8 protein-coding genes are annotated in these 18,765 nt (G+C 59.2%); 2 read left to right on the forward strand and 6 right to left on the reverse strand.

Annotated features, from left to right (window positions below):
- Positions 1-124: 124 nt before the first annotated feature.
- The 3 genes from J3R80_RS14145 to J3R80_RS14155 form a co-directional block, all read right to left on the reverse strand.
- A complete protein-coding gene (locus J3R80_RS14145; protein WP_275394438.1) occupies positions 125-694 on the reverse strand; it encodes a VPLPA-CTERM sorting domain-containing protein in 570 nt (189 codons plus the stop codon).
- 218 nt (positions 695-912) lie between these two features.
- Positions 913-2,526 (reverse strand): hypothetical protein, encoded by a 1,614-nt coding sequence (locus J3R80_RS14150; protein ID WP_275394439.1) that lies wholly within the window; start codon positions 2,524-2,526, stop codon positions 913-915.
- 98 nt (positions 2,527-2,624) lie between these two features.
- On the reverse strand, positions 2,625-3,203 hold the full coding sequence (locus J3R80_RS14155; protein ID WP_275394440.1) for a hypothetical protein: 579 nt from the start codon (positions 3,201-3,203) through the stop codon (positions 2,625-2,627).
- Between the two features lie 290 nt (positions 3,204-3,493).
- Between J3R80_RS14155 and J3R80_RS14160 the strand changes: the two genes are divergently transcribed.
- On the forward strand, positions 3,494-13,837 hold the full coding sequence (locus J3R80_RS14160; RefSeq protein ID WP_275394441.1) for a non-ribosomal peptide synthetase/type I polyketide synthase: 10,344 nt from the start codon (positions 3,494-3,496) through the stop codon (positions 13,835-13,837).
- A gap of 10 nt (positions 13,838-13,847) precedes the next feature.
- Entirely contained in the window at positions 13,848-14,540 is a 693-nt protein-coding gene (locus J3R80_RS14165) for a 4'-phosphopantetheinyl transferase superfamily protein (RefSeq protein ID WP_275394442.1), read from the forward strand.
- Here the strand turns inward: J3R80_RS14165 and J3R80_RS14170 are convergent.
- The 3 genes from J3R80_RS14170 to J3R80_RS14180 all read right to left on the reverse strand — a co-directional run bounded on the left by J3R80_RS14170 (position 14,528) and on the right by J3R80_RS14180 (position 18,756).
- Positions 14,528-15,346: an alpha/beta hydrolase gene (locus J3R80_RS14170; RefSeq protein WP_275394443.1), complete on the reverse strand. Its 819-nt coding sequence runs from the start codon at positions 15,344-15,346 to the stop codon at positions 14,528-14,530. The genes J3R80_RS14165 and J3R80_RS14170 overlap by 13 nt on opposite strands.
- A 228-nt stretch (positions 15,347-15,574) precedes the next feature.
- On the reverse strand, positions 15,575-17,482 hold the full coding sequence (locus J3R80_RS14175; RefSeq protein WP_275394444.1) for an FkbM family methyltransferase: 1,908 nt from the start codon (positions 17,480-17,482) through the stop codon (positions 15,575-15,577).
- A 155-nt stretch (positions 17,483-17,637) separates the two neighbouring features.
- Positions 17,638-18,756, reverse strand: coding sequence for a glycosyltransferase 61 family protein (locus J3R80_RS14180; RefSeq protein WP_275394445.1), 1,119 nt, complete (start codon positions 18,754-18,756; stop codon positions 17,638-17,640).
- Positions 18,757-18,765 lie beyond the last annotated feature (9 nt).

Genomic DNA, 18,765 nt, shown 5'->3' on the forward strand with positions numbered 1-18,765 from the left:
GTGAAATGCGTAAATATGTTATAGCACATATTTACCCGATTTCTGTCCGCGATCACAAGCAAGCGGTGCGGCAAGAAAAAAGGGCCGATTGCTCGGCCCTTTTTCCGTTGCGTGATCGGGTAGATCAGGCGGATTTCTTACGCTTGCGCGACAGGGCGCCAAGACCGGCCAGACCACCAAGCAGCAGGAAGCCTGCGGCAGGCAGCGGAACCGGAGCGACCTTGAATTCCTTGATGCGGAAGCTGTCAGTCGAACCATCAGCGCCGATTGTGAACGACGTCGCGATCACATTGCCGAAATAGTACGGGTTGCTGCTGGATTCGTTTGCGACTTTGGAACCGTTCACATAAATGTCGGCGTCGTCACCACGACCGAAATACGAGAACGTCACCGACACAAGGCGGACAGCGTAATCGAAGTTGAACGTGATGGCTTCATCGACGAAACCATCCAGCTGTGCGCTGGAATCGCCGAACCCATAGACACCAAGACCACTAGCGGTTTGTGTCAGGTAATCAGCGCCGGAACCCGCGCGCCAAGGATCAATGGAACCCTGAGCGCCAACGGTGTCAAATGACCCCATCTGGCCCAGCGAAGTCACATCGCCCCCGGTTGTCAGGTCAACAACAGTTGCGGCATTTGCGGCAGTTGCCATCATGCCCACAACAGCTGTGGTTGCTAGGAATTTTTTCATATCCTTACCCTTCTTATTAATAGCTTAAATAATACCAAGCTCACTCATATAATATACACCACCATGGAAAACGTATCATGCTGGCCAATATGTGTCACGATGAATTAAGGCAAATTTGAACCAAAAAGGGCAACTTTGTGGCTTTTCAAGTCGTTAGCAATGGCCTTTCTTCACGAATTGAAAGCATTGTGTAAAGTCCCGAAACAATGAGTCAGCAATCACTGCGTTTGCTGGGTGACGGTGGGTAGGCCATCGGCCCCTTCAACCACCGGGTATCTGGGCATGGCCCCCCCTGTTTCGCCCTGCGCATTGAAGGTCTGGTTGCCGTGATCCGACAGCCGCTCCCAGCCGGTCAACTCAGCGCCGTCATAGGTATATTCATCAATCCAGTCTGTGTACGGGAACAACACCGGATCATACGGCACCTCGGGATTGGGCGAGCGGACCAGTCGCGTGATCCGCATGGCCCCTTCCGGCCCCGGTTCGTAATAACGGATCTCGTGATCGGGAAACTGCATGGACACGAAAGCCGGGGCGCTGTCATGCACGCCGTTATTTGCAATCACCGCGATGTCGACGCGGGTTGACGCGACATCGGGCGAACCGGCGATTATGTTGGCCTCTTGCCAACCCATCGTGATGCGCGCCGTTGAACCGGCTTCGTCCAGAAGCTCGATTTCAACCCGATCATCATCTCCGCGCAGAAACACCCAGTTGAAGGTCAACGGCAAGCCGTTTGGATCGACTGTATCCTGTGCGGACACAACCATTTCGCGGCTGAAACGAGGGCTGCGCCAGACCCGTGCGATGGCCGAGGGTGTGTCGAAAAGACGCTCGGTCAGCCCGTCACCGAATATATCTATGCCGGGTGTTGCCCCTGTTTCTTCCAGAACCGACAGGTGCACCATGGGCGGGATGCTTTCGGGCATAATCGAATTGGCCAGCGCCACCATGCGTTCAAGGTTGATGCCTTCCGGCGGAAACACGGTTGGATGCGCGACGGCGGCCAGATAGGCCCCGCGTTCGCCGATCTGATCACGGCTGCGCCGGAACACCATCTGCACGGTCGAGGCCAAAAGGCCGGTTTCCATCAGCTTCGCCTTCGTATCGGGGCGAAACGCGGCAAGGATCATCGCCAATGCCTCAAGATGCGGTTGGTCTGATCCTGAAGAACCCTGCGAAATGATATAGTAGGGCGTGTTGGCCGGGTACATGTCTTTGCCCCCCGGTTCGTGGTCCTGGTAGGATGGATAGACATGGATCTGCCCGTTCACATAGTTCTGATACAGGGCTTGGGCACCGCCGGGCTGCATCCCGGTCAGAACCATCCGTGGAAGCGAGCGCGCGAAAGGACCGGCCGTCAGCGCGGTTGACGAGTTGCCGATCACTGGCGCGTTGAACAGCAAACCAAGGGCAGGGCCATAATCAATGTTCTGATCGCGCAAGATCGGGTGATATAGCAACGTGGTCAGCTGGGGGTGGCGCGCCAGATTAAGCGGCGAATGCTTGCGATCCCGGTTCTCGTACAGATCGCCCCAGTTCCCGGCCGCTTCGCCACGGGCATAAAGCTCGCGCAGCAGTTGGTGACCCGGCAAAGGGGTCTCGGGACCAAGCACAGCCGTTGGGGCGTTATTTGGAAAGTTGATCTGAACGATGGGACGTTCCGACAGTGGCGGGGGGGGTAGGTGAACGGGTGCAACATAGGCGCTGCCTCCGTTCACATCGACCGGTTGGGGGCCGTCCGGGGATTGTGCCAGTGCCGGGGGCGCAATTGTCAGCAAAGCGATCCCCAATACGCGCCGCAGTCCATTGAAAAACTTTATTGAATGCATGTCTAATACCCCCGGCTTCGCAGCGTAATATCGCTGCACCGTTTACGACAATATCACAATCCGGCGCGTTATGCGCGTATTGCTTCAATGCGCCGAGGTCAGGGTTTGCGGTGGCGCCCAAGGAACCGCTGGGCGGCGACAATCAGAATGATCGGTCCGGTGAGCTCAAATATCCGTTCGACCCAAGCGTTATTGCCCAGAAGATGGGTGTGGTAGACATGCAAAAACCGCAACACACGCAGCAGGACAAAGGCAAAAACTGCAATGATCCCAAGCAGTTCCAGCCACATCCGTGACATGGCGTGGCGCAGGCCGATCAGGATCCAGACCACCCAGAACCCCAACATGCCCGCGATCACGAGTGCAAATGCCAGTTGCACACCGCGCCGCAGCCCGTACCAACCCTGACCTTGGGCAACACAGCGCCCGGCCGAGGTGACAAAGGTCTGTAAATCAAGCTGCTTGTTGACCGCAAGCAGGGCCAGCAAAACTGCGGTGGACGCCCAGAAATACCGCTCGAACCGACGCTCAGAGGAGCTGAGCCGAGCGGTCCTGACGCATCGAAACGACAGATAGGCCGCCGCGAGATACAGCAGGGTTGTTGCCCAGCCAAGAAGATCAGGATCACCAATTGTCGGGGTCCAGGTGTCGGTTATGCAGGTCCAAAATACATTCATGGTATTCGATTGAGTCTCTGTTGAATTTTGCTGCCGTTTCGGGTTGCCCGGCGATACATCGTCGCGATACTTTGACGAACTATGTCAGATTTGCCATGGTGTTACGGGCCCTTATTGACCAATTTTTTGCTCATTGGGGCGCTACCGCTGAACAGTGTCGTCGATCATCCCAGATTGTTCACACAACGGATTATTCACGTGTGTTTTCGCGGCTTGGTGATATCATCGCTGTGTTTGTACTTCTTGTTGCCAATATTTCAGTTTTTAACCTTTATCGTCAAAGTTAACAGATGCCATATTCCGTCGTTTCTATTTTTCGTTCCGTGGCCGACAAACACGGGGATCGTGCAGCCTTGAGCCAGGGCGCAAATGTGCTCAGCTACCATGACCTTGAAGTGCGCTCTGACGCGGTGGCCGCGCAGCTTGCCAAATCCGGCGTTAAATCCGGCAGCCTTGTGGGTATGGCCGGACAGCGTTCGGTCGATACGATCATTGCCGCGCTGGGAATTCTGAAGGCCGACGCCGGCTATGTGCCGCTTCCCGAGTATTATTCGGATGATCGCATCCGCATGATTGCCAAGGACAGTGGGTTGGCGGCGATCGTGGGCGACATTCCGGCTTTGGAGGGCGTGTCGCTTCCCAAGCTGTCTGTGGATGACACCGTCGATAAGCCTGTCAAGCCACTGAATATAAAGCATGACCCCGAGGCTGTGGCCTATGTCATGTATACGTCCGGCACGACGGGCGTGCCGAAGGGCGTCGTGGTGCCGCATCGTGGGATCATCCGCTTGGTGCGGGACCAGAACTTCATGAAACTCGGCACGAACGAGCGGATTTTGCAGAACTCTCCCATCGCGTTCGATGCCTCGACGCTGGAAATCTGGGGGGCGCTTCTGAACGGGGGCACGTTGGTGATTCCCGAAAGCGACGACACATCGTTGCGTGGGCTGGGCGCGATCATCCGCGACCAGAAGATCACCAGCATGTGGCTGACCGCTGGCCTGTTTCACGCCATGGCGGATGAACGGCCCGAGGATTTCAAACCCCTGCGCCAGCTTCTGACCGGCGGCGATGTGGTGTCACCGGACAAGGTCGCCAAGGTGCAGGCCGCCTGTCCGAAACTGACCGTGATCAACGGCTATGGCCCGACTGAAAACACCACGTTCACCTGTTGTCACAAGATCACCAAGGCGCAGGCGAAATCGGGCAAGCCGTTGCCTATCGGCAAGCCAATCAATGGCACCGAGGTCTTTGTTGTCGATGCTGATTTGCAGCCCGTCGAAGATGGCACACCCGGCGAGCTGTGCGCCGCCGGGCTGGGCCTTGCGCTGGGATATCTGGGGCAGGACGACCTGACCAACGAGGTGTTCGTGCCCGCGCCGTGGGATAAGTCTGTGCGGCTGTATCGCACCGGCGATCTGGTCGAGCGCGATAAGAAAGGCGTCATCCGCTATCTTGGTCGGATCGACAAGCAGGTGAAGGTGCGTGGCTTCCGGGTGGAGCTGGGCGGCATTGAAACTGCGTTGGAGCAATTCGACGGCATCCGGCACGCCGCCGCCATCGCGCGTGCGGGCGCGGACGGGGCCGACAAGACGCTGGTTGGCTATTATGTGGCCGATGGTGACTGCGATACGGCCGCGCTGCGGGCGCATCTGAAAACGCAATTGCCGGATTATGCGGTACCCGCGCATCTGGTGGCGCTGGACGCGCTGCCGATCAATGACAACGGCAAGGTGGATCGCAAGGCACTGGAGCAGCGGGCGCTGCCGAAGGTGCAGAAGAAGGTCGCGAAGCGTGACAGCGACGCATCGACGAAGACGCTTGTTCTTAGCACCTTGTCGGACGTGCTTGAAGTCGCAGACGTCGATCCCAACACAAATTTCTTCGATCTCGGTGCCTCGTCCCTGCATATCGCGCGGGTGCATGAGCGTTTGCAGGACAAGCTGAAACGCGATTTCCCGATCTCGGATTTCTTCCTGCATTCGACGGCTTCAACCCTGTCGGCGCATCTGTCCGATCCCGTGACCAAGGCCCAGCCCGCCCCGCGCGAGGCAAAGGTGCGCGACATGTCCGACAGCGGTCCGATTGCCATCGTGGGGCTGGCCGGGCGTTATCCCGGTGCCAGCAGTGCCGAAGAGATGTGGCAGGCGCTTATGGATGGGCGCGAGCTGATTTCGCAGTTTTCCGAGGACGAGCTGGACGTCGATCCGTCCAAAGACGACCCGGATGCGCCCTATGTGCGGGCCCGCGGTGCGATGGTCGAACCCGACATGTTCGACGCGCGCCATTTCGGCATCCCCCCGAAAGAGGCAGAGCGTCTGGACCCCCAGCACCGCATCCTGCTTGAGGTCGCGCAGACCGCGCTGGAAAACGCGGGCCATGATCCGGCCCGGTTTGACGGGCGTATCGGCGTTTTCGCCGGGTCGAGCCAGAACTCATACCTTCTGAACAACCTTCTGTCGGCGCCCGGTGCCTCGCGCGAACTGGCGATGGGTTATCCGGTCAAGGATTTCGCCACGCTGTTTGGCAATGACAAGGATTTCATTGCAACGCGCATCGCCTATAAACTCGGCCTTCGCGGGCCTGCGATGACGGTGCAATGTGCCTGTTCGACCTCTCTGGTCGCGGTGGCGCAGGCCTGTCAGGCGCTTTTGCGGGGCGATGCCGACATGGCGCTGGCGGGCGGCGTGTCGATCACCTTCCCGACCAAGCGGCCCTATATGTATCTGCCCGATGGTATGGCCTCGGCCGACGGGCATTGCCGGACCTTCGATGCCGATGCCACGGGCACGGTCTTCGGCGACGGGGCCGGGATCGTCGTGTTGCGTCGGCTTGAGGATGCTGAGGCCGACGGCGACAACATCCTCGCGGTGATCAAGGGCTATGCGATCAACAATGACGGGCATGACAAGGCGGGCTATGCCGCACCGTCGATCAAGGCACAGACCGACGTGATCCGGGCCGCCCATGTGGCCGCTGGCGTCGATGCACGCTCGATCGGGTATATCGAGGCGCATGGCACCGCCACCCCCCTTGGCGACCCGATCGAGTTCACCGCCCTGCAAACCGCCTTTTCCGCCAGCACAGATGACAAAGGCTTCTGCGCGCTTGGCAGCGTGAAGACCAATCTGGGCCATCTGGATATTGCGGCAGGTGTAACCGGTCTGATCAAGACCACGCTGACCCTGAAACACGGCGTGATCCCCCCGCTTTTGCACTACAAGAAACCCAACCCGCGTATCGACTTCGACAATTCGGCGTTCTTCCCGGTGGCCGAGCGGTTGGAGTGGACCGGCACTGATGCCCCGCGCCGCGCCGGTGTGTCGGCCTTCGGCGTGGGCGGCACCAACATCCATATGGTGTTGGAGGAAGCCCCGCAGGTCGAAGACCCCGCCACACCTGCAAAAGACGATGCGCCGCGTGTGTTCCCGATTTCTGCCTCGTCCCCGGATGCGTTGAAGGCGGCGGTTGCCAATCTGGGAGACTGGGCAAAGGCCAACCCCGATGCCGATCCCGACCGGGTGATTGCGACGCTGCGCAGCGGGCGCACGCAGTTCGACCAGCGTGCTGCCCTTGTGGCGCGCAACCTGTCCGATCTGGCAACGGCGGCGGACGGGTTCACCGGCAAGGGCATCGCCGCCGGTCAACGCGATGCGCTGGCCTTCCTGTTTCCGGGGCAGGGGGCGCAGCACGCGGGCATGGCGCGCGACCTTTATCAGCAGGAACCCGTGTTCCGTGAAGCCCTTGGCCTGTGTGCCAAACTGCTGGAAGACGATCTGGGCCTGAACCTGCTGGATGTGATCCACGCGCCGGAAAGCGAACATCACTGCGCGACCGAAAAGCTGAAGAACACCGCGTTGGCGCAGCCCGCGATCTTCTCGATCGGTTATGCTCTGGCGCAGCAATGGCGGCATTGGGGCATCACGCCCGATGTCATGGTTGGCCACTCCATCGGGGAATTTGCCGCCGCGACGATTGCGGGCGTGATTGACCTGCCCGATGCGCTGAAGCTGATTGCCCTGCGCGGGCGGCTGATGGCGGACCTGCCGCAAGGCGTCATGATCTCGGTCCGGGCCAGCGAGGACGAGGTTGCGCCCTATCTTGGCAACGGCATTGATCTGGCCGCCGTGAACGGGGCCAAGGCCTGTGTCGTGGCGGGGCCAGAGGAGGCCGCGCAAGACCTGTTGAAACGGCTTGAGACGGACGGGGTCGTTGCCTCGCGCCTGCACACAAGCCACGCGTTCCATTCGCAGATGATGGACCCGGCGGTTGAGCCGTTCCGCAAGGCCGTGGCTGGGCTGAAACTGAACGCCCCACGCATTCCGATCCTGTCCACTGTGACCGGCGATTGGATGACGGATGACGAGGCGACGGATCCCGATTACTGGGCCATGCACATGCGCCGCCCCGTCCGGTTCTATGACGCGATCCAACTTCTGTGGGCTGAAAACCGGCATATCTTCCTTGAGGCCGGGCCCGGTCGCACCATGGCCACCCTGTCGGGGCAGAACCCGGACCGGAAGAAAGCGCAGCCCGCGATCGCATCCTTGCCCGCCGCACAGGCCGAGAATGCCAATTCGCATGACAGCCTTTTATCGGCCTTTGGTGAATTGTGGGCCAATGGCTATCCGGTGGACTGGTCGCGCATCGACAATAACCGCCCTGCCGCCCGCCGCCTGCCGGGTCTGCCGACCTATCCGTTCCAGCGCAAACGCTTCTGGGTGGAACCGGTGGATGTCACCGTGGACTATGCCGCGCTGGAAAACACCTCGGCCACGGTCGAGATCACCGAGGAGGCAGGCGCCCCGCAACTGACCGCGGGCGAGGCCCTGCGTGAGATGCTGTCGGAATTGTCAGGACTGGAACCGGACGAGATCGACGGTGACGCGTCCTTCCTTGAGCTTGGGTTTGACAGTCTGCTGCTGACCCAGGCCATTCGCGAGCTGAGCGAACAGTTCGGCGTCGACGTGGCCTTGCGCCAGTTGATCGACGGGTTCCCCAATGTGGATGCTTTGGCCGACCATATCGAGGCGCATGGAACCTTGCCCGGGGCGGCCCCGGCCGAAAAGGCGGCCCCGGCCGAGCTGACCAAGATTGAAACGGACGAGGCACAGGCCTCGCCATCCTCGGCGCCGGTCACCAAGATCGAACGCGAGACCGAGGAACTCACGCCAGACCAACGCGCCCATATTGACGCGCTGGTGGACCGGTTTACCGCCAAGACCGCGAAGTCCAAGGCGTTGACGTCTGAGCACCGCGCCACCCATGCCGACCCGCGCACGGCGTCGGGTTTCAACCGGCTGTGGAAGGAAATCGTCTATCAGATCGTGACGGTGAAATCGAAAGGCTCGCGTCTGCTGGACGTCGATGGCAACGAATATATCGACATCCTGAACGGGTTCGGGCCGGGCTTCCTGGGCCATTCCCCCGACAAGGTGGTCGAGGCGTTGCATCATCAACTGGATGACGGGTTCGAGGTTGGGCCACAAAGCCTTGTGGCGATGGAAGCTGCGCAGCTGTTCTGCGAGGTGACAGGCAACGACCGGGCAAGTTTCGTCTGCACGGGGTCCGAGGCCGTTTATGCCGCCATGCGACTGGCGCGCACGGTGACGAACCGCGACAAGATCGTGATGTTTGCGCGTGATTATCACGGCAATTTCGACGAGGTTCTGGTGCGTGCGGTTGACGGCAAGGACGGGCCGCGCACCCTGCCGCTGGCCCCCGGCATTCCGCGCGACGCGGTGAAGAACGTGATCGTTCTGCCCTATGGCACGCCACAGGCGCTGGATTACATCCGCAAGAATGCCGATAGCCTGGCCGCCGTGATTGTCGAGCCGGTGCAAAGCCGCCGCCCCGAATTCCGCCCCCGCGATTTCATCCGCGAGGTGCGTCGGGTGACGGAACGGTCCGGGTCGCTGTTCATCTTTGACGAGGTGGTGACCGGCTTCCGCTTCGGTCCGCGCGGGGCGCAGGCCTATTACGGGGTGGATGCCGATCTTGTCACCTATGGCAAGGTGGTGGGCGGTGGTATGCCCGTGGGCGTCGTATCGGGCAAGGCCCGGTATATGGACACGTTCGACGGGGGCCAGTGGCAATACGGGGACGACAGCTTCCCCGAAGCACCCGTGACCTTCTTCGCCGGCACCTTCGTGCGTCATCCGCTGGCCATGGCATCGCTGCGCGAGATGCTGCGCTTTTTCAAATCCCAGCCCGACCTTTTCTGGAAAACGGTGAACGCCAAGGGCGACCGGCTGGCGGGCCGGGTGGATCGCTGGTTTGTCGAAAACGATATGCCGTTCCAGATGCCGAACTGCGGATCGCTGATGTATCTGCGCATCGGGGAAGATCAGAAATTCGGGGCCCTGCTGGGCGCGCACATGCGTGATCGCGGCGTGTTCCTGCTGGAAGGGTTCCCGTCCTATATGACCGCTGCACATAATGATGAAGACATTGATTATGTCGTCGAAGCGTTCAAGGATTCTGCGCTGGAAATGCGGGCTTCGGGTCTGATTACGGGGCGCGAGGCCGTGCCCTATGCCGGGCCGAAGCTGTCACATGTGCCACCACGCCTGAGTTTGCCGGGTGGCGAACAGCAAATTGCCGAAGAAATGGCCAAGCCATTGGAGCCGCTTGTCGTTCCCACAACCGTGTCCCAACGCGAGGTTTGGGGCGCAGTGGTCATGCACCCGGAAGTGTCGCCTGCCTATAACGAAAGCGTCACGCTGAAACTGCAAGGTCCGGTTAACAACGCCGAGCTTGTGCAGGCGACCAAACAGGCATTCGAACGCCATGACGCGCTGCGCTCGACCTTCTCGGATGACGGGACCGAGATGCGGATTGCGCCCACAGGCAATGCCACGGTCGACGAAGCGGATTTCTCGGATCAGTCTGAGGCGGATCGCGACGCGTCGATGAAGGCTTTGTTGCGCGATCACGTGACCACCCATTTCGATCTTGCCAATGGGCCGCTGATCCGCGCCGTACTGGTGAAGTTGGGGGATGACCTGCACCATTTGGTGATCACTGCCCACCATATCGTTTGTGACGGGTGGTCGATTGACGTGATTGTCCGGGACATCGGCAAAATCTATACCGCCCTGATCGAAGGTGCGCGCGTTGATCTGCCTTCGCCGCACAGCATCGTCGATTATGCAAGGGTCGAAGCCGACTGGGCGCGCTCGGACGCGGCAAAAGCGGATCGGGATCACTTCCTCGAGGCATTCAGTGCATACCGAGGATCCGCCACGCCGCCCGTTCTTGACCTGCCGACCGACCGACCGCGCCCTGCGGTTCGCAGCGTGGCGGCAGATCGGCTTGACGCCGATATCGACCCGGATCTGGTGGCGAAACTTCGCAAGACGGCGGCCGGGCAGGGGTCCACCCTGGTCAACCTGTTGCTGGCGGCTTTCAATGCCTATCTGGCACGGATCAGTGGCAGCAAACACGTTGCCGTCGCCGTGCCGTCGTCCGGCCAGGCGTCGCGAGGGATGGACAGCCTTGTGGGCCACTGCGTCAACCTGATGCCGGTGCACACATATGTTGATCCCGATGCGCCGTTTAGCGACGTGTTGAAAGCCACGCAAACCGCGTTGCTGGATGCCAGCGAGCATCAGCATTTCGGCTTCGGCGCGCTGGTTCATGCGTTGAAGATGCCGCAGGATCCCAGCCGCGTGCCGCTGACCCCGGTGATCTTCAATATCGATAACGGCATCGACCTGAGCGATATGCAATTCGGAGGTGCAAAGACCGAGTTCATTTCTAACCCAAGGGTGTTTGAACAGTTCGAAATCTTCCTGAATGTGACGGATAACCGCCAATCCATAACGGCGGAATGGACCTTCAATACCGACTTGTTTAACGTCGCAACCATTGAAAGACATAATACGCAATTTAACGAGTTTTTAGCGGCCCTGGCAGCAAAGCCAGCCACAGAAGTCAAAGATTTGCCGCTTATTTCAGAGGAACAGAAGCAGATGTTACTTGCCCAATGGCGTGGAAAAATGACGGATTATCCAGTCACCGCCGATCTTGGGCGTCTTTTCGCCGAGCAATTGCAGTCGAAGCCCAACGCGCCAGCGTTGATCGAACACGGCAGGGCAGTCAGCTATCTGGAGCTTGATCAAAGGTCGGTGCAGATCGCGCAGGCATTGCAGCAATCAGGTGTCTCTGTTGGCGATGTTGTGGGTGTTTGTCTGGAACGGTCCGTCGATATGGTCGCGGCGATGCTGGCGGCCATGCGCCTTGGGGCGGCTTACCTGCCGCTGGACCCCGCGAACCCTGCTGCACGTATTCAGTATATAGTCGAAGATTCCCAAGCGCGGCTTGTGGTCACCAATCGGGAATTGGCGGCGCAGCTTGAGCTTCCGAATACCTTCTTTGTCGAAGATGTGCCGCAAACCGGGGGCAGCGATGGCGCATCCTTGCCCGAGGTTCTTATAGACCCGCTTTCACCGGCCTATATCTGTTACACGTCCGGGTCGACCGGCAACCCGAAGGGTGTGATGGGCACCCACCGGGCGACAATCAATCGCTTTGTCTGGATGTGGAACACCTTCCCCTTTGAAGACGGCGAAGTAATGTGCCAGAAAACGGCGATCTCGTTCGTGGACAGCGTGTGGGAGATTTTTGGTCCGTTGCTGGCCGGTGTGCCGCAGGTCATCATCCCAGCTGATACTGTGCGCGACCCCTCGGCATTCCTGACGACGCTGGCTGATCACAAGGTCTCGCGCCTTTTGGTGGTCCCGTCGCTTTTGAAGGCGCTGGTTGAAACACAGACCAATCTTCAGGAAACGATACCGTCGCTGAAATTGCTCTTCTGCTCGGGCGAGCGTCTGCCCGCCAGCCTTGCGCGACAGGTGCAGTCGCTTGCGCCGGATGTGACGCTGGTAAATCTTTACGGCTCGTCCGAAGTGGCGGCTGATGTCACCTGCGAGATCGTGCGCGATCCCGATACTGACGAGATCCCGATCGGAACGCCGATTGACAATGCGCGTCTGTATATTCTTGACGGGGCAGGGCAACCGGTGCCGACCGGCACGGTGGGTGAGCTTTATGTCGGGGGCGATGTGCTGGCCGCGGGCTATCTGCACCGCCCCGACCTGACTGCCGAACGGTTCCTGAAAGACCCGTTCATGGACGACCCTGATGCACTCTATTTCGCGACGGGCGATCTGGTCAGCAGTTTGCCCGATGGTCGCCTGATGTATCACGGCCGGTCCGACCATCAGGTCAAGATCCGCGGCTCGCGGGTCGAGTTGGGCGAAGTCGAGGTTGCGCTGGCTGCACAGCCCGGTGTGTCCGAGGCCGTTGCCACGACCACGCTGGACGGTGGTGGCGATACACTTCTGCTGGCTTTTGTGACGGCGGTCGACGGGCACGCGCTGGACGCCCAGTCCTTGCGCAACACGCTTGCCGACACCTTGCCCGATTACATGGTGCCCGCGCGTATTCAGGTGCTGGACGCGATGCCGTTGAACCCCAATGGCAAAACCGACCGTACCGCGCTGACCGAGATGTCGCAGACAGGTCCGGCATCTGACCAGCCACGCGACAGCACGCCACACACCCCGGAAGAGGTGAAGCTGCACAAGATCTGGACGCAGCTTTTGGGGACGAATGACATTGGCATAGACGATGATTATTTCGCGCTTGGCGGCCATTCCCTAATGGCGGTTAAACTGTTTGCGCGGGTCAAACGTGAGTTCGGTGTCGACCTGCCCATCGCGACGCTGTTGTCCTATCCGACCATTCGCAAACTGGCGACGCAGGTGACATCCTCTGACGCGCCCGTTCTGAAGACCGGAGAGTTCGAGGACGATCCCTGGGACACCACGGCGGTGATCCATGCCGGTCCCGGTGATGGGCGCCGTCCGATCTTCATCGCGGGTGGTGTCGGCGGCAATGTGAACAACCTGTTCGAACTTGGTCAGATTGTCGGCGAAATCCGACCTTTGATCGGCCTGCAAACCCGTGGCGTCATGGGTCACAGAATGCATGACAGCATCGAAGCCATGGCCGCTGACCACATTCAGAACATCAAGCGTCACCAGCCGGAAGGGCCCTATCTTCTGGCCGGATATTCAGGCGGAGGTTTTGCCGCGTTCGAGATCGCAAAGCAATTGCGCGCGCAGGGTGAAGAGGTCGGCTTCCTTGGGATTATCGACGTCGAGGCGCCGGGCTTCCATGTCGACCTGAGCGTTCCCTTTGCCAAGCGGTTCAAAATGGAGCAAGAGCTTTTGCGCACACAGGGCGCGCGCGGCTTCGGCACCCGCCTGCTTGCGCGCGTGCGCAGCAAGATGATGTCCGACAAGGTTGTGCGCTTGGTCAACAAGGTAAAGCCGGATGCGTTCCGGCTTGAGGTGCTCAGCCAGCGCTGGGTGGAGGCCAGTGCCCGGTATGATCCAAAGCCTTACGACGATGATGTCTGGCTGGTGATCACCGAGGCCGATGGTTTCGCCGCAACCCTTGCGCGGCAGGCCGATCCGGGTTTTGGCTGGTCGCGGCTGGTAAACGGAAAACTGCGCCTTGCAACCCATCCGTCGAACCATCTGGAGATATTGAAGGGCGACGCGGCACGTGATCTTGCCGGTATGATGGAACAGGAAATCCGGTTGCGCCGACCGGACGAGGTTTAAGGCGTCAGGGATGCATCGGACGCCTCTGGCCTTTGTGTCTGCCCTGCCTGACGCCATTACCTTGCACGCGTTCTCGATCGGTGATGATCGGGACATTGCGCTGCAGGATGCCCGGTCTTTGCTGTCCAGCGACGAGGCCGCGCGTGCAGACAGGTTCCATTTCGACCGCGACCGAACACGGTATATCCGTGCGCGCGGGCAGTTGCGTCGCATATTGGGCAAAGTCTTGATGCAAGATCCGGTGGCGGTGGCTTTTGACTATGGCCCTCAGGGTAAACCGCAACTGTCCGGGGATGGACCGGAATTCAACCTGTCACACAGCGGTGATCTGGCGGTTGTTGCCATTTCCCTGTGCGGGCCGGTCGGCGTTGATGTCGAGCATGTTGATCGGAAGGTAGACATTTCCGGGCTGGCTGAAAGCTGCATGACCGAGACGGAACAGCGCGCTTTGGCTGCTGTGGATGGTCCCCATCGTGCACAAAGATTTTTTGCGTTCTGGACCGCGAAAGAGGCACGCATGAAACTGACCGGCGCGGGAATGAGCCTGCCACCCAAGAGCATTTCGCTGGGGCTGAAAGAGGGTTGGCCAGTTCGCTACGAGCTGCCGACCGACCCTGTCTGCCGTCTTGCGTTTGTTCCATTGATGACACCCGCGTCGATTTGTTGCGTCTGCCATCTGGGCGGTGACGGTCAGCCGGATTGATCCGCATAGAACCGGGCGATGTCGTCTGCCAGTCCCAGATCGAACAAGGTGGTGTGCGTCCCCTGTTCATAGATCTTGAATGTCTTGGGGTCAGGTGCCGCATCAACCAAAGCCTGTGCCCAGGGCAGGGGGATGGACGTGTCCTTCGCGCCATGGGCAATCAGGATCGGCATATCGACCTTGCCGATCTGATCGCGCACATCATGGCGCTCTCGCCACATCAACCAACACATGGGAATCCCCCGTAGTCGACGGGTTTGAAACCGACACAGGCTGTCGAAACTGCTTTCCAGAACCAGCGCCGATGCGTCCCGTGTCGCAGCCAGATGGGTGGCGATGCTGCTGCCCAGGCTGAAGCCGTGAATGATCCGGCGATCCGCGGGGACGTGGGCACCTGTAAGGCGGTCCAGCTGGTCATAGAAGGCGCGGGCATCCTGGGCAAAGCCAATTTCACCTGCTGACCCGGCGTCGCCGTTTGCGCCACGATACTCCATCACGGCCACCCCATAGCCAAGCTGGATCAAGGGCGTCAGATGCTGAACCGAGGGACCAAACTGCGTGAAATTGCCATAAAAACTGATCACCATCGGTGCATCTCCCTCAGGCATGGCGATCCACGCCCGCAACGGTGCACCGTCGGAGCCGGTAAAGGCGACTTCTTTCATCTCGGTCAGCCCATAGTCGGCGGGGGTGCCCGGCTCGGCCGAGAACCGATAGATCGCCGTATTCTGAAACAGCGCAATGCCGCCGATCCCCGCGCATAGCAAAGCAATTGCGAAAACAACAGCGATCTGAAAAATGCTCATGTAGAACGTCCTTGGGCAGCAGAGTTAGTGGCGGACCATCAATCACAGCCTAGGGGTGTTTCGGCGCAAAACCAACTGCAGAGCGGCGCATTGACGGTGTCGTTTGACATGCTGACATGATCAAATGCGCGGTCAACATTTAACATAATCTTGATTATAGGTGGTTTGCTGCAGCAAGTAGAAATGTCACTGGTTCTGCAAAGCAGGTCAGCCCTCCGATTTGTGAGGTCAACCGGATGGCATCGACATGAAAACCTTGGGGCTTATGCCGTCGCTGCGCGCGGGATAGTCAGACAGCGTGTCATGGGCTGAACCGACCCGTCGCATGTCTGTGTCGGCTTCGGTCGCGATCAGTCGTAGTTCCTGCTCCAGCTCGGCATCTGTCATGTTGTCCCACTTTGTCGAACTGCGGACGAACCCCCTTGCCTTTAGCTCGTCGCACAAAGGTGCCAGACGCAGCTCGCTGGTCAGGGTCAATCCTGCGCGGCGCCCCCCGGCACAAGCCCAGAACCGCCCAAGATGTGATAGATCGGTCGCGTTTTCGACACCATATAGCTGCGCCTGATGTGCCATCTGTTTCGCATCGTGCCCCGGGCGGCGCTGGATGACACCAACATTCACGTCCTTGCGTCCCGTGAAGTTCACCAGGTGAAACGCACTGCCGTCCGTGCCAAGGATATGCGAGGCGGACAGATAGTGCCGCATCTGATCCCTCCAAGAATGCTTCTGTGGATGAAAGATCGTATAGCCTTCATCTTGTAGCAACGCCTCAAGTCGCCGCTCTCCAAGCACTCCCCGACCCACTTTTCCAAACCCTTCCGACCGCGAGATGTAAAGCTTGTGCGCGGGCAGAGGATCAAGATCTCGCTTCAGGTGCTTTGCGATAAACGCGCGCATTTCGGGGGACGAGGCGGTCAGTCGTCCGATCCCGCTTCCCTGCGGCGGCACGATCAACCGATCCACACGATAGAACGCATCGCAAAGTTTATAGTTAACCGGAATGTCCAACACTTCGGACAGTTGAGCAAATATCTTGGCGGCGGAGGCTTCCAACCCGTTATACGCGGGGAAGAACAACATGCCCTCGATCGGTTCATCTATGTAGTCCAAAGCCCAGAGCCGCGCCAAGGTTTCCATCAGGAAATGTCCGAAATGGGGATGATAGCGTCCACCGAACAGCCACGTACCTGACAACGGGACAATCCGATTGGCGCGCGGATGCGCCCGTTCGACCGTTGCAGGCAGACGGTGCGACATCCAGCAGATGGCCTCGGGCACCGGATTGCGATCGGCGTCGAACACCGAGGCCGAAATGCGGAAACCTTCGCTTCGGGGGGTCTTGGCCAGAACGGCGTGATCGACGTTGATGATTTGATCTGCCAGCGGTTCGTGCGGGTCCAGATTATACGAACTCTGCGGCGCCCGCCCCGAGCCGATCTGCGAGAAATCGGGGGCCAGCTTCATCCGCGCGGGCTTCTTGAACGACGCCACCTGCCCACGAGATGTTGCCTCGTCTAACGTGAAGCCCTTACGTGTCAGATGTTCGATCACCTGTTGGCGACCGTTGCCGCCATAGACCTTGGGGTGCAGCTCAAGCATCACCAGTTCGACGCCGGACAGATTGGCATCGGCCAGGAACTCCAGCTCGCCGCCTTCGATGTCCATCACCAGAACATTGTGCGGATATTCCCTTGTGATTTCGTCATAATGCTTGGTCGCAACGGATACTTTTCGCGCGTCGTTCTCGGTGTTCTCGGCAGATAACCGTGATCCAAGGAAATTGGACCGGACAAAAAAGTCCATCTGGTCCGGTGCGTGCTCGCCTGACACGACGATATTGTTGGTCACAGACACCACGTCGCCAACCTCGTTATGCGCATAAAGTGCGCGAATGTGGTCGATCAGGTCAGGGTTCGCCTCGTAAGAACGAATCTTCAGGTCTTTGATATGTTTGGAGAAAACAGACCCGACGATCCCTGCACCCGTTCCCATCTCGACCACCCGATCCCCGGGGCGCAGATTGGCCAGACCAAACTCAATCTCGGGCCGTTCATAGTCGCCGCTGCGAATGCTGCGCAGGATAGATGGTTTCAGGTGCGGTGCCGACAGAACCTCTATCCTTTTCAGGGTTGCCACGACCTGTGGCTGCACCTCGTTTTGATGGTTTGGTTGAACAGGAGCACTGACCACGGTTGCCTCGTCTTGTTATGCCGGACTGCGCCGGTTCCGTTTTGATAACCTAACCTAGCCCAGTGACGACCGCCAGTAAACGCGGTGCTTGTTCGGGTGGTCTAGGAAGGCGCAGGGACTTCCTGCAAACTCATGTCGCCGACCTGCTGAAACTCTTCAAGTGCATTGGCTGTCTCGGCCTCGGTCGGATTGGTCCACCGGCTTGGTGTTATGTAACCATGCTCGGTCAGGGCTCGCCCAATCTTATCAAAGTCTGGAAGCGCGATGATTTCGTTGAATTGAACCGGCTCGCCTTCCCGAAACCAGAACCGATGGCAGGCATCAATGATCAAGGGATCTATTCCGGCAAACCGTCTAAGCTGTTCCTGAAAATCGAGAAAGATCTTGCCCGGCCGCCGCAATATGATCGCGACCTTGCAGTCGGGGACGGCAACAAAAGCGGCAAGGTGAAGGGCTGAATTATCGGTCGAGATGATCACCTTTGCCGCCTTGTAATGGGCCAGTTGTGTTTCAAGGTCGTGCTGCTGGGGGTGGAAAATCGTAAACCCGTCGGCGATCAACTGACGTTCGATATACTCTTCATGCAGCAAGCGCCCGCGTTTTCGAAACACCTCGGTGCGCGAGATATACAGCTTTTCGGGGCCATTTGCCTGGACGCGTTGCCGCCAGTGTTGATCGGTGAATGTCCGAAACTCGGGCGATGCGCCGATCATATCGTTCACACCAAACCCTTGCGGTGCGATGACCAACCGCTCAACCCGCACAGGTTCGTTATAGGCAACCAGTGGCTGCTCTATGCCCAGCGAATGTGCAATGGATTTTGTCTGGGCCAATGCACGATTTGGCCATGTGAACTTCTTCTTTGGCAGAAACAGCACGCTGTCGATCTTGCCATCAAACTGGTCGAGCGCCCAGAGACGCGCTGTGCTTTCACATAAGGCGTGACCGAAATGGCCATATGCAAGCCCGCCAAACAGCACGGTGCCTGACAGCTCGTTCTTGATGTCTTCAGGCGAAGGTGGATGGGCGGCCACGGTTGTCGGGCGCGTGCTGGCACGGAAACACATTGCATCTTCGACATAGTCGCCATCGTCGGTGAAAACACCCGCAGGCCGTGCCATGCGCACATTATCACCCTGCCCCCAGGCAACGACGACAGCGTTTTCAAGCACGCGGATATTGTTCGCGAGGGGTTTTTCGGGATCGAATTCTAGTCGCATGAACAGCCC

The organism is Aliiroseovarius sp. Z3, from assembly GCF_029105185.1.
Classification (GTDB): domain Bacteria; phylum Pseudomonadota; class Alphaproteobacteria; order Rhodobacterales; family Rhodobacteraceae; genus Aliiroseovarius.